The sequence below is a fragment of the Pectobacterium quasiaquaticum genome (assembly GCF_014946775.2).
GTDB classification, from domain to species: Bacteria; Pseudomonadota; Gammaproteobacteria; order Enterobacterales; family Enterobacteriaceae; genus Pectobacterium; species Pectobacterium aquaticum.
The window spans coordinates 1,163,137-1,178,710 of sequence record NZ_CP065177.1 but is presented as its reverse complement, the minus strand read 5'-3'; the positions used below and the strand labels follow the sequence as shown (position 1 = coordinate 1,178,710).

General features: G+C 55.3%; 2 pseudogenes. Both read right to left on the bottom strand.

Annotation, left to right across the window (positions count from 1 at the left end):
- Nucleotides 1-12: 12 nt before the first annotated feature.
- Nucleotides 13-1,527: pseudogene (locus tag IG609_RS20585) on the bottom strand (type I secretion C-terminal target domain-containing protein); the annotation flags it as partial.
- A gap of 788 nt (nt 1,528-2,315) precedes the next feature.
- Nucleotides 2,316-15,568, bottom strand: a pseudogene (locus IG609_RS20580) (Ig-like domain-containing protein); the annotation flags it as partial.
- Nucleotides 15,569-15,574 lie beyond the last annotated feature (6 nt).

Sequence of the window (15,574 nt, the reverse complement as noted above, 5' to 3'; positions counted from 1 at the left end):
TCCCCCTTTTAGTCAGCTAGACGGTTCTGGCTTGCTGACCAGACTTTCAAGCGACGGCAATGCACCGTTATAGTGTTCCAACGTAATCGACACTGCAACCGTTCCGCCTTTATCCGCCGTAAAGTTCCCCGCAGTGCTCACTTCAATCGTCGGTGAACCATGATTATCGGTGATGCGAATATAGCGACTGATATCGGTACCTTCCTCCAGTTCGCCCACCAGATCGCTTAAATCAATCCGGTCACCCTCTTTGGCATTGAAGTCTTTGATCACATCGTTGCCGATATCGCCAGCCTGCCACTTAAAGGTATCCGCACCCGCTCCGCCGATGAGCGTATCGCCCCCCGCGCCGCCAATCAGGATGTCGTCTCCGCTGCCGCCGTAAAGCAGGTCATTCCCCGCCCCACCATAGAGGGTGTCATTTCCTCCCTGGCCGAAGAGAATATCATCTCCGTCGCCGCCATTGAGTATGTCATTACCATCTTTCGCCGATGACAAATCAAATTCCGCGCTGTGCGTTGCAATATAGCTATGCATATCTTTGGCTGTCGGCACACCGGTTTGCATACCTAACTGCTTGCCGATGTAGTTCTGCAAGGCGGTGATTCCGTTGCCGTCGATATTAGGGAATGACACGACATCGCCAAACAGAATGTCATTGCCCAACCCACCACTCAGTTGGTCATTACCCGCAGGTATTGATTCGCTGCTACCCAGAATCGCTTTATTAAGATTAGCAGGATCAATGTGATCCTGAACCACACCGTCGGAGTCATAGCGCTTCAGCGTATCGCCATTTAAATCAGCACCAATACCGATCGCTTCAATCGCTGACTGCTTCTTCAGCAAATTGAAAGCCTCAGTCGCATTGGTATTGCTAACATCGCGGTTGCCTGAATTATCAACCCAGTACCAGTTACCGTGGTAGTCCTGCGCCCAATAGCTGCTGTTATTACCGACGCCGCCCAGAGAGGATATTTGATACGTTCCATCCCCCTGCGCGTGTACTTGTCCAATGACCGTCCCAACAATTTTATTACTGTTATCGCTCAAGGCATATTGATAGACGTTCCCTTTACTATCAATCACTTCACGCACAGCACCGCGGACATCCATAGAGTAGGACTGCCCTGGCTTGTAGGCGAAGCTATCGATATTCAGCGTTTGGTTCCAGTCACTTACTTTCACGACATCGGCTTCATTCTTCTGATAGAACGTTGGCTCGCCGTCAGTAATGAAATACGTCAGGTTATTCCCCACATTCTTTTTCACCACATCGCTTTGGAACCAGTTAGCCGTCGTTTTGAACACGTCTTCATAGTTGGTTCCACCGCCTTTCTCCGATCCGCCAACCATTGCATTCAATACGGCGGTCAAATTATCCAGTGCATTGGGATCATTCAGGTTTACGGATACGGTTTTACCCACCTGCGTATCAAAGTCAGCCAGAAAAACGTTTACCGTACCGGAGTTTACGCCGCTAGCACTATTGATCAGACTTTTGAACACGTTGCTCAAGGATGTACGCGTATTCTCGATATCCATTGACGACATACTGCCGGAGGAATCGACCATAAAGGCAATGTTGTAATTCTTGCCTTCAATGATCTGCAACCCGGAGACATCCGCGACCATCACATCGTGGCTAGGTGTACCGGACATGTTGTCATCACCGATCGTACCGACACTCATCCCGTACTGCTCAATACCTTCAGTAGAGTAGCCAGTCGCCGTATCGTGGTTGGCAATTTCTGTCGATGTTGCTTGTGCAACCACGTTGAACTTACCTGCATCAACAGGTACGTCGAGCGTAATCTTGCCAGCCAGCGTCTGAACATTATTGGCGTTCTTGATGAGGTACGATCCATCGTCGCCAACGGTGTATTTCACATTGTTAATGTGGTCAGTCAGCACCGTCCCTTTCGGGATCCCCGTGAGCGTAATCCCTGACAGGGTTTCACTCCCGTCGCGATCGGTCAGAGCTGCCGAGACATCAAGCGTATGTGTCTGCGCGCCAGCCTCAGTAGACGTTTTCGTCGTCGTACGACCACTGTTTGCAGCAACTACGACCCCATCGCCATAAATAATGCCATCAAGGTGATTGCTACCTTGAAGTAACGTTGTTCCTTTATAGGTTACCGACACATTCTCTAGCGTATTGACATTGCTGCTGGCGTTATTATTGGTACCAACCGTACTACCATATCCTTGCGTTTTCGTACCTTGGATAAAGACATAATCGGAATCTGTCCCAGAAGAAATGGTATTCAGATTCCCCTGAACCGCATTGAGAGAACGCCAATTACCGTCCTGCCAGTAACCGCTACCATCATGTACCACAAAGATATCGGTATAGTTACCCGTTCCTTGGGGGTTACCATTCCCATTATCTTTACCGTAATATTTGATTTGATCAGTAGGATGATCCGATTTCGGTGCCGTATCCCCCGGGCTTAACCAAACGCGGACATCCGAACCAATTTTGACGATTTTACCATCCTGAACATCAAACCCATTCGGGTTATTACTGCCCCCATTTACCTGAATAATCGTCGATGTTGGCGTCGTATCACCGGATGTCACCGAAAGCGTCACCGTCGGAGCATCCGCGACAGGCGTAATACCAATGTGCAACGCGGCTTTATCGCCCGTGTTCCCTGCGCTATCGACAGGCCGATAACCAATATCACCCAGCAACGCACCAGAGAGATTACCCACCGGCGTAAAGCGCAGATCGGTGTTGCCAGCGGTAAAGGTTTGCCCAACCGTGACCGCTTTCCAACTCCCGTTATCGTTAAAATAGAGCGTACCAGCGCTGGCTGACGGTAAAGACGAAACCACGATGCTTGTGGTATCGCTCGATACGCCCAGATCGCTCCAGCCAATGTGCAGCGGCGTGTCTTCCGTACCAGACACTGTGTTGTTGTGTGCGGCTGGCGGCGTAATATCCATGATCGCCTGACTGCTATCATGCGCCTGATTACCTGCCGCATCGGTTGCCGTCGCCCCTGCGGTAATCTTGCCTTCCGCTAACGTACTCAGATCGACATTCGTCTGCCATTTTCCGTTCGTCACAGGCACGTCATGCAGCGTAACCGACTTACCATTCACATCGGTAAAGACTAGATCGACCTTCTTCTCGTTGCTCGTGCCGCTGACCAAGGTGTTTTTCGACTCACTCTGGCTAACGTAGCCATCGTTACCCGCGAAATTCGTAATATCAATGTCTGGTGCAACGGTGTCCACACCGTAAGCATGAGAAGTATTGGCAGTCGTGACATTGCCCGCGGCATCACGCGTGGTCACGGTCGCCGAGATATCACCATTTGCGGCCAACACCGATCCCGGCACATTCACGCTCCAGGTTTTGCCGTCGGCATTGACGGTCGTCTGGTAGGTCTCGGGACCGACCTTGACGGTAATCGCATCGCCCGCATTGACTTCATTACCCACCTGACCCGTCACCGCTATCGTCTGACCGGATTCGGTCGCGTTAATGATGTTATCGCTGGTGACAGCGTCAATCGTAATAGACGCCACAGGTGCCACCGTATCGACGCCGTAAGTGTGACTGGTGTTGGCGGTGGTGACATTGCCCGCGGTATCACGCGTGGTCACGGTCGCCGAGATATCACCATTTGCGGCCAGCACCGCTCCCGGCACATTCACGCTCCAGGTTTTGCCATCGGCATTCACGGTCGTCTGGTAGGTCTCGTTACCGACTTTAACCGTAACCGCATCCCCGGCTTTGACGTCGTTATCGACTTTACCCGTCACCGCAATCGTCTGTCCGGATTCAGCGGCGTTGATGACGTTATCCGACGTCACATCGTCGATTGTAATAGACGCGGTTGGCGCGACCGTATCAACACCGTAAACGTGGCTGGTGTTGGCGGTGGTGACATTACCTGCCGGATCTCGTGTGGTGACCGTCGCGCTCACATCGCCGTTGGCGGCCAGAACGGAACCAGGAACGTTCACGCTCCAGGTTTTGCCATCCGCATTGACGGTGGTCTGGTAGGTCTCGGTGCCGACCTTGACGGTAATCGTATCGCCCGCATTGACCTCATTACCCACCTGACCCGTGACCGCTATCGTCTGACCGGATTCGGCCGCGTTAATCACGTTATCGCTGGTGACGTTATCGATAGTAATCGAGGCGGTTGGTGCAACCGTATCTACACCGTAAGCGTGGCTGGTGTTAGCGGTCGTGACATTGCCGGCGGTATCACGCGTGGTGACCGTGGCACTCACATCACTATTTGCGGCCAGCACCGATCCCGGCACATTCACGCTCCAGGTTTTACCATCGGCATTCACCGTGGTCTGGTAGGTCTCGGTACCGACGTTGACGGTAATCGTATCGCCCGCATTGACTTCATTACCCACCTGACCCGTCACCGCAATCGTCTGACCGGATTCAGTCGCGTTGATGATGTTATCCGACGTGACGTTATCGATAGTAATCGACGCCATTGGCGCAACCGTATCCACACCGTAAGTGTGGCTGGTGTTAGCCGTCGTGACGTTGCCTGCGGTATCACGCGTGGTGACTGAAGCAGAGATATCGCCATTAGCCGAGAGCACCGATCCTGGAACATTCACGCTCCAAGTCTTGCCATTGGCATTCACCGTGGTCTGGTAGGTCTCGGTGCCGACTTTCACCGTAACCGCATCACCGGCTTTGACGTCGTTATCCACTTTACCGGTCACCGCAATGGTCTCGCCGGATTCGCTGGCATTGATGACATTGTCGGCGGTGACGTTATCGATAGTAATCGACGCCACCGGCGCGACCGTATCCACACCGTAAGCGTGGCTGGTATTGGCGGTGGTGACGTTGCCTGCGGCATCGCGGGTGGTCACGGTGGCACTCACATCATTATTCGCAGCCAAAACCGAACCCGGAACATTCACACTCCAGGTCTTGCCATCGGTATTCACCGTGGTCTGGTAGGTCTCGGTACCGACTTTAACGATAACCGCGTCGCCCGCTTTGACGTCGTTATCAACTTTACCCGTCACCACAATGGTCTGGCCGGACTCGCGCGTTGATCACGTTATCGGACGTGACATCGTCAATAGAGATCGAGGCGGTTGGTGCAACCGTATCCACGCCGTAAGCGTGGCTGGTGTTAGCGGTCGTGACATTGCCGGCGGTATCACGCGTGGTCACGGTCGCCGAGATATCACCATTCGCGGCCAGCACCGATCCCGGCACATTCACGCTCCAGGTTTTGCCGTCGGCATTGACGGTGGTCTGATAGGTCTCGGTGCCGACTTTCACCGTAACCGCATCACCGGCTTTGACGTCGTTATCCACTTTACCGGTCACCGCAATGGTCTCGCCGGATTCGCTGGCATTGATGACATTGTCGGCGGTGACGTTATCGATAGTAATCGAGGCAACTGGTGCAACGGTATCGACGCCGTAAGCGTGGCTGGTATCGGCGGTCGTAACGTTGCCTGCGGTGTCACGGGTGGTGACCGTCGCGCTCACATCGCCATTGGCGGCTAACACCGAACCGGGAACATTCACGCTCCAGGTTTTACCATCGGCATTGACGGTGGTCTGGTAGGTCTCGGTACCGACTTTCACGGTAACCGCATCACCGGCTTTAACTTCATTACCCACCTGACCGGTAACGGCAATGGTCTGGCCAGACTCGGTCGCGTTAATCACGTTATCCGACGTGACATTATCGACAGATATAGACGCGATTGGCGCAACCGCATCCACACCATAAGCGTGAGTCGTATTCGCGGTGGTGACATTGCCTGCGGTATCGCGCGTAGTGACCGTCGCCGAGATATCACCGTTAGCAGCCAGTACAGAACCGGGAACATTGACATTCCAGGTTTTACCATCGGTATTCACTGTCGTCTGATAGGTCTCGGGACCGACGGTAACCGTAACCGCATCGCCCGCGTTGACCTCATTACCCACCTGACCCGTGACCGCAATCGTCTGACCGGATTCGGCCGCATTAATCACGTTATCGCTGGTGACATCATCAATTGAAATTGACGCTACAGGTGCCACCGTATCGACGCCGTAAGTGTGACTGGTGTTGGCGGTGGTGACATTGCCCGCGGCATCGCGCGTGGTGACCGTGGCACTCACATCACTATTTGCGGCCAGCACCGATCCTGGAACATTCACGCTCCAGGTCTTGCCATCGGCATTCACCGTGGTCTGGTAGGTCTCGGTGCCGACGTTGACGGTAATCGTATCGCCCGCATTGACTTCATTACCCACCTGACCCGTGACCGCTATCGTCTGACCGGATTCGGTCGCGTTAATCACGTTATCGCTGGTGACATCATCAATTGAAATTGAAGCGACTGGCGCAACGGTATCCACGCCGTAAGCGTGACTGGTGTTGGCGGTGGTGACATTGCCCGCGGCATCGCGCGTGGTCACGGTCGCCGAGATATCACTATTTGCGGCCAGCACCGATCCCGGCACATTCACGCTCCAGGTCTTGCCATCGGCATTCACCGTGGTCTGGTAGGTCTCGGTACCGACGTTGACGGTAACCGCATCGCCCGCATTGACTTCATTACCCACCTGACCCGTGACCGCTATCGTCTGACCGGATTCGGTCGCGTTAATGATGTTATCCGACGTGACATTATCGATAGCGATCGACGCCACCGGTGCAACGGTATCGGCACCGTAAGCGTGACTGGTGTTCGCAGTCGTGACATTGCCCGCGGTATCACGCGTGGTCACGGTCGCCGAGATATCACCATTTGCGGCCAGCACCGCCCCCGGCACATTCACGCTCCAGGTCTTGCCATCGGCATTCACCGTGGTCTGGTAGGTCTCGGTACCGACGTTGACGGTAATCGTATCGCCCGCATTGACTTCATTACCCACCTGACCCGTCACCGCTATCGTCTGACCGGATTCGGTCGCGTTAATGATGTTATCCGACGTGACATTATCGATAGCGATCGACGCCACCGGTGCAACGGTATCGGCACCGTAAGCGTGACTGGTGTTCGCAGTCGTGACATTGCCCGCGGTATCACGCGTGGTCACGGTCGCCGAGATATCACCATTTGCGGCCAGCACCGATCCCGGCACATTCACGCTCCAGGTCTTGCCATCGGCATTCACCGTGGTCTGGTAAGTCTCGGTGCCGACTTTTACCGTAATGGCATCGCCCGCTTTAACTTCATTGCCCACCTGACCGGTAACGGCAATGGTCTGGCCGGATTCGGCCGCGTTAATCACGTTATCGCTGGTAACGTTATCGATAGTAATCGAGGCGGTTGGTGCAACCGTATCTACACCGTAAGCGTGGCTGGTGTTAGCGGTCGTGACATTGCCGGCGGTATCACGCGTGGTCACGGTCGCCGAGATATCGCCATTAGCCGCCAGTACCGCCCCCGGCACATTCACGCTCCAGGTTTTTCCATCGGTATTGACGGTCGTCTGGTAGGTCTCGGTGCCGACTTTCACCGTCACCGCATCGCCCGCGTTGACGTCGTTATCGACTTTCCCCGTCACCGCAATGGTCTGGCCGGATTCGGTCGCATTGATCACGTTATCGCTGGTGACATCATCAATTGAAATTGAAGCAACCGGCGCAACGGTATCCACACCGTAAGTGTGCGAGGTATTGGCAGTAGTCACGTTACCGGCGGTATCGCGGGTGGTCACCGTGGCACTCACATCGCCGTTCGCTGCCAGCACCGCTCCCGGAACGTTCACGCTCCAGGTTTTACCGTCCGCATTCACCGTCGTCTGGTAAGTCTCGGTGCCGACTTTTACCGTAATGGCATCGCCCGCTTTAACTTCATTGCCCACCTGACCGGTAACGGCAATGGTCTGGCCGGATTCGGCCGCGTTAATCACGTTATCGCTGGTAACGTTATCGATAGTAATCGAGGCGGTTGGTGCAACCGTATCTACACCGTAAGCGTGGCTGGTGTTAGCGGTCGTGACATTGCCTGCGGTATCGCGCGTGGTCACGGTCGCCGAGATATCACCATTCGCGGCCAGCACCGATCCCGGCACATTCACGCTCCAGGTTTTGCCGTCGGCATTGACGGTGGTCTGATAGGTCTCGGTGCCGACTTTCACCGTAACCGCATCACCGGCTTTGACGTCGTTATCCACTTTACCGGTCACCGCAATGGTCTCGCCGGATTCGGTCGCGTTAATGATGTTATCGCTGGTGACATTGTCGATAGATATCGATGCGGTTGGTGCAACCGTATCCACACCGTAAGCGTGGCTGGTATTGGCTGTGGTGACATTGCCAGCGGTATCGCGAGTGGTCACGGTCGCCGAGATATCACCATTAGCCGCCAGTACCGATCCCGGCACATTCACGCTCCAAGTCTTGCCATCGGCATTCACCGTGGTCTGGTAGGTCTCGGTACCGACGTTGACGGTAACCGCATCGCCTGCTTTGACGTCATTGCCTACCTGCCCGGTGACGGAAATCGTCTGGCCGGACTCGCTGGCGTTAATCATGTTATCGCTGGTGACATTGTCGATAGATATCGATGCGGTTGGTGCAACCGTATCCACACCGTAAGCGTGGCTGGTATTGGCAGTGGTGACATTGCCCGCGGTATCGCGCGTGGTCACGGTCGCCGAGATATCACCATTAGCGGCCAGCACCGATCCCGGCACATTCACGCTCCAGGTTTTGCCATCGGTATTGACGGTCGTCTGGTAGGTCTCGGTGCCGACTTTCACCGTCACCGCATCGCCCGCGTTGACGTCGTTATCGACTTTCCCCGTCACCGCAATGGTCTGGCCGGATTCGGTCGCATTGATCACGTTATCGCTGGTGACATCATCAATTGAAATTGAAGCAACCGGCGCAACGGTATCCACACCGTAAGTGTGCGAGGTATTGGCAGTAGTCACGTTACCGGCGGTATCGCGGGTGGTCACCGTGGCACTCACATCGCCGTTCGCTGCCAGCACCGCTCCCGGAACGTTCACGCTCCAGGTTTTACCGTCCGCATTGACGGTCGTCTGGTAGGTTTCCGTGCCGACTTTTACGGTAATAGCATCACCGGCTTTGACTTCATTGCCAACCTGACCCGTGACCGCTATCGTCTGACCGGATTCGGTCGCGTTAATCACGTTATCGCTGGTGACGTTATCGATAGTAATCGAGGCGGTTGGTGCAACCGTATCTACACCGTAAGCGTGGCTGGTGTTAGCGGTGGTGACGTTACCTGCCGTATCACGCGTGGTCACGGTCGCCGAGATATCACTATTTGCGGCCAGCACCGATCCCGGCACATTCACGCTCCAGGTTTTGCCATCGGTATTGACGGTCGTCTGGTAGGTCTCGGTACCGACGTTGACGGTAACCGCATCGCCGGCTTTAACTTCATTACCTACCTTTCCGGTAACGGCAATCGTCTGGCCGGATTCGGTCGCGTTAATGATGTTATCCGACGTGACATTATCGATAGCGATCGACGCCACCGGCGCGACGGTATCGACACCGTAAGCGTGACTCGTGTTGGCAGTGGTGACATTGCCCGCGGCATCGCGCGTGGTCACGGTCGCCGAGATATCACCATTCGCGGCTAAAACAGAACCGGGAACATTCACGCTCCAAGTCTTGCCATCGGCATTCACCGTGGTCTGGTAGGTCTCGGGACCGACCTTGACGGTAATCGTATCGCCCGCATTGACCTCATTACCCACCTGACCCGTGACCGCTATCGTCTGACCGGATTCGGTCGCGTTAATGATGTTATCCGACGTGACATTATCGATAGCGATCGACGCCACCGGCGCGACGGTATCCACACTGTAAGCATGAGAAGTATTGGCAGTCGTGACATTGCCCACGGCATCGTGCGTGGTCACGGTCGCCGAGATATCACCATTTGCGGCCAGCACCGATCCCGGCACATTCACGCTCCAGGTTTTGCCATCGGCATTCACCGTGGTCTGGTAGGTCTCGGTACCGACGTTGACGGTAATCGTATCGCCCGCATTGACTTCATTACCCACCTGCCCCGTCACCGCTATCGTCTGACCGGATTCGGTCGCGTTAATCACGTTATCGGACGTGACATTATCGACAGAGATAGACGCGACTGGTGCAACGGTGTCCACACCGTAAGTGTGACTGGTGTTGGCAGTGGTGACATTGCCCACGGCATCGTGCGTGGTCACGGTCGCCGAGATATCACTATTTGCGGCCAGCACCGATCCCGGCACATTCACGTTCCAGGTCTTGCCATCCGCATTGACGGTGGTCTGATAGGTCTCGGTACCGACGTTGACGGTAATCGTATCGCCCGCATTGACCTCATTACCCACCTGACCCGTGACCGCTATCGTCTGACCGGATTCGGTCGCGTTAATGATGTTATCCGACGTGACATTATCGATAGCGATCGACGCCACCGGTGCAACGGTATCGGCACCGTAAGCGTGACTGGTGTTCGCAGTCGTGACATTGCCCGCGGTATCACGCGTGGTCACGGTCGCCGAGATATCACCATTAGCCGCCAGCACCGCCCCCGGCACATTCACGCTCCAGGTCTTGCCATCGGCATTCACCGTGGTCTGGTAGGTCTCGGTACCGACCTTGACGGTAATCGTATCGCCCGCATTGACTTCATTACCCACCTGACCCGTCACCGCTATCGTCTGACCGGATTCGGTCGCGTTAATGATGTTATCCGACGTGACATTATCGATAGCGATCGACGCCACCGGTGCGATGGTATCAACACCGTAAGTGTGACTCGTGTTGGTAGTGGTGACATTGCCTGCCGCATCGCGTGTCGTCACGCCGGCAGAGATATCGCCATTTGCGGCCAGCACCGATCCCGGCACATTCACGTTCCAGGTCTTGCCATCCGCATTGACGGTGGTCTGGTAGGTCTCGGTACCGACGTTGACGATAATCGTATCGCCCGCATTGACCTCATTACCCACCTGACCCGTCACCGCTATCGTCTGACCGGATTCAGTCGCGTTAATCACGTTATCGCTGGTGACATCATCAATTGAAATTGAAGCGACTGGCGCAACGGTATCCACGCCGTAAGCGTGACTGGTGTTGGCGGTGGTGACGTTACCTGCCGTATCGCGCGTGGTCACGGTCGCCGAGATATCACCATTAGCCGCCAGTACCGCCCCGGAACATTCACGCTCCAAGTCTTGCCATCGGCATTCACCGTGGTCTGGTAGGTCTCGGTGCCGACCTTGACGGTAATCGCATCGCCCGCATTGACTTCATTACCCACCTGACCCGTCACCGCTATCGTCTGACCGGATTCGGTCGTGTTAATGATGTTATCGCTGGTGACATTATCGATAGCGATCGATGCCACCGGCGCGATGGTATCCACGCCGTAAGCATGAGTCGTATTGGCGGTGGTGACGTTACCTGCCGCATCGCGTGTCGTCACGCTGGCAGAGATATCGCCATTCGCGGCCAGCACCGAACTGGGAACATTGACGCTCCAGGTTTTGCCATCGGCATTCACCGTCGTCTGGTAGGTCTCGGTGCCGACGTTGACGGTAATCGTATCGCCCGCATTGACTTCATTACCCACCTGACCCGTCACCGCTATCGTCTGCCCGGATTCCGCATTGATCACGTTATCGCTGGTGACACTATCAATAGAGATCGATGCGGTTGGCGCAACGGTATCAACACCATAAGCGTGGCTGGCATTCGCGGTGGTCACGTTGCCTGCCGCATCACGTGTGGTGACCGTCGCACTCACATCGCCGTTTGCGGCCAGCACCGATCCCGGAATATTCACGCTCCAGGTCTTGCCATCCGTATTCACCGTCGTCTGGTACGTTTCGGTGCCAACAGTAACGGTGATCGCATCCCCGGCTTTGACTTCATTACCGACCTGGCCCGTCACAGCTATCGTCTGGTCGGACTCGCTGGCGTTAATCACGTTATCGGACGTAACGTTATCGATAGCAATCGACGCTACTGGCGCAACCGTATCGACGCCGTAAGCGTGACTGGTGTTCACAGTCGTGACATTGCCTGCGGTATCACGTGTGGTGACCGAAGCAGAGATATCACCGTTAGCAGCAAGAACAGTTCCTGGAACGTTGACGCTCCAGGTTTTACCATCGGCATTCACCGTGGTCTGGTAGGTCTCGGTGCCGACGTTGACGGTAATCGCATCGCCTGCGTTGACCTCATTACCCACCTGACCCATCACCGCTATCGTCTGGCCGGATTCAACTGCGTTAATCACGTTATCGGACGTGACATTATCGACAGAGATAGACGCGACTGGCGCAACGGTGTCCACACCGTAAGCATGAGAAGTATTGGCGGTGGTGACATTGCCCGCGGCATCACGCGTGGTCACGGCCGCCGAGATATCACCATTCGCGGCCAGCACCGATCCCGGAACATTCACGCTCCAAGTCTTGCCATCGGCATTCACCGTGGTCTGGTAGGTCTCGGTGCCGACGTTGACGGTAATCGTATCGCCCGCATTGACTTCATTACCCACCTGACCCGTGACCGCTATCGTCTGACCGGATTCGGTCGCGTTAATGATGTTATCCGACGTGACATTATCGATAGCGATCGACGCCACCGGCGCGACGGTATCCACACTGTAAGCATGAGAAGTATTGGCAGTCGTGACATTGCCCACGGCATCGTGCGTGGTCACGGTCGCCGAGATATCACCATTTGCGGCCAGCACCGATCCCGGCACATTCACGCTCCAGGTTTTGCCATCGGTATTGACGGTCGTCTGGTAGGTCTCGGTACCGACGTTGACGGTAATCGTATCGCCCGCATTGACTTCATTACCCACCTGCCCCGTCACCGCTATCGTCTGACCGGATTCGGTCGCGTTAATCACGTTATCGGACGTGACATTATCGACAGAGATAGACGCGACTGGTGCAACGGTGTCCACACCGTAAGTGTGACTGGTGTTGGCAGTGGTGACATTGCCCACGGCATCGTGCGTGGTCACGGTCGCCGAGATATCACCATTTGCGGCCAGCACCGCCCCCGGCACATTCACGCTCCAGGTTTTGCCATCCGCATTGACGGTGGTCTGATAGGTCTCGGTACCGACGTTGACGGTAATCGTATCGTCCGCATTGACTTCATTACCCACCTGACCCGTCACAATCGTCTGACCCGATTCGGTCGTGTTAATGATGTTATCGCTGGTGACATTATCGATAGCGATCGATGCCACCGGCGCGATGGTATCCACGCCGTAAGTGTGACTGGTGTTGGCGGTGGTGACGTTACCTGCCGTATCGCGCGTGGTCACGGTCGCCGAGATATCACTATTTGCGGCCAGCACCGATCCCGGCACATTCACGTTCCAGGTCTTGCCATCCGCATTGACGGTGGTCTGGTAGGTCTCGGTACCGACGTTGACGGTAATCGTATCGCCCGCATTGACCTCATTACCCACCTGACCCGTGACCGCTATCGTCTGACCGGATTCGGTCGCGTTAATGATGTTATCGCTGGTGACAGCGTCAATCGTAATAGACGCCACCGGTGCAACGGTATCCACACCGTAAGCATGAGAAGTATTGGCGGTGGTGACATTGCCCGCGGTATCGCGCGTGGTCACGGTCGCCGAGATATCACCATTAGCGGCCAGCACCGATCCCGGCACATTCACGCTCCAGGTCTTGCCATCGGCATTCACCGTGGTCTGATAGGTCTCGGTACCGACGGTAACCGTAACCGCATCGCCCGCGTTGACCTCATTACCCACCTGACCCGTCACCGCTATCGTCTGACCGGATTCGGTCGCGTTAATGATGTTATCCGACGTGACATTATCGATAGCGATCGACGCCACCGGCGCGACGGTATCGACACCGTAAGCGTGACTCGTGTTGGTAGTGGTGACATTGCCCGCGGCATCGCGCGTGGTCACGGTCGCCGAGATATCGCCATTCGCGGCTAAAACAGAACCGGGAACATTCACGCTCCAGGTTTTGCCATCGGCATTCACCGTCGTCTGATAGGTCTCGGGACCGACCTTGACGGTAATCGCATCGCCCGCATTGACTTCATTACCCACCTGACCCGTCACCGCTATCGTCTGACCGGATTCGCTGGCATTGATGACGTTATCCGATGTCACATCGTCGATAGTAATCGACGCCACCGGCGCAGGTATCCACACCGTAAGTGTGCGAGGTATTGGCGGTCGTGATATTACCGGCTGTATCGCGTGTGGTGACCGTGGCACTCACATCACTATTCGCTGCCAGCACCGATCCCGGAACATTCACGCTCCAGGTTTTGCCATCGGCATTCACCGTGGTCTGGTAGGTCTCGGTACCGACTTTAACGGTAACCGCATCGCCCGCATTGACTTCATTACCCACCTGCCCCGTCACCGCTATCGTCTGACCGGATTCGGTCGCGTTAATGATGTTATCCGACGTGACATTATCGATAGCGATCGACGCCACCGGCGCGACGGTATCGACACCGTAAGCGTGACTCGTGTTGGCAGTGGTGACATTGCCCGCGGTATCGCGCGTGGTCACGGTCGCCGAGATATCACTATTTGCGGCCAGCACCGATCCCGGCACATTCACGCTCCAGGTCTTGCCATCGGCATTCACCGTGGTCTGGTAGGTCTCGGTGCCGACGTTGACGGTAATCGTATCGCCCGCATTGACTTCATTACCCACCTGACCCGTCACCGCAATCGTCTGACCGGATTCAACTGCGTTAATCACGTTATCGGACGTAACGTTATCGATAGCGATCGACGCCACTGGAGGCAATGTATCGACCGTTATCGCTTCACTTCCCCCCGTGCCAGGAATACCGGCAGCATCGGTGTAGCTGCTGTCAGAAATACTGACGCGGACTTCTCCCTCAAAGTTAGCGGCAGGCGTCAATGTCGCCGTCCAGCGAGTCGGATCATTCGGATCCTGTACCAGATTCGTTACTGCGCCGTTTGTTACGCTGATATCACTGAGATCAAAACCACTAATCGGTTTTGTGAAGACGAAAATTACTGTGCCACCACTATTTATAACGATGGTGACAGAAGGCGGTGTGGTATCAGTGGTGTCCGCTGTCGCAGCCTGCAACATGGATGAATCGGCGCCATCCAGAACGGATGAAGCGCGGTCAGTAAACGATAGGCCTGCGGTATCATAACCAATCGGGGTGGTAACGACCTCGGCCGTTAAATTCAGCACCACCGCAGGATTGAAATGCCCACCGCCGCCGTCACCCGCTTCTCCGGTGTTGTCATTACCCGCGGCAGTCGCTTCTAATACTTGCGTTGGGTCGGCCCCCTGAGCGATAGCATCTTGTATCGCAGCAACATCATCAGCAACATCCGCATTGGCCTGAGAGGACGCATTGCTAACATCGCTCCAGCGGCTATCACGTCCTAGATCTAATGTTTTTCCATCGGGTAGTGTGATTGAAACCGCGCCATTAGCGCCAGTTACTACTTCTTCACCGCTGTAAACCCGATCGCCAGCAACCAGCAATCTCTGGCTTCCATCAAGCGCGACGATAAACACTTGTCCAATAACGAATTTAATGACACCAATCACACCATTCAAAATACT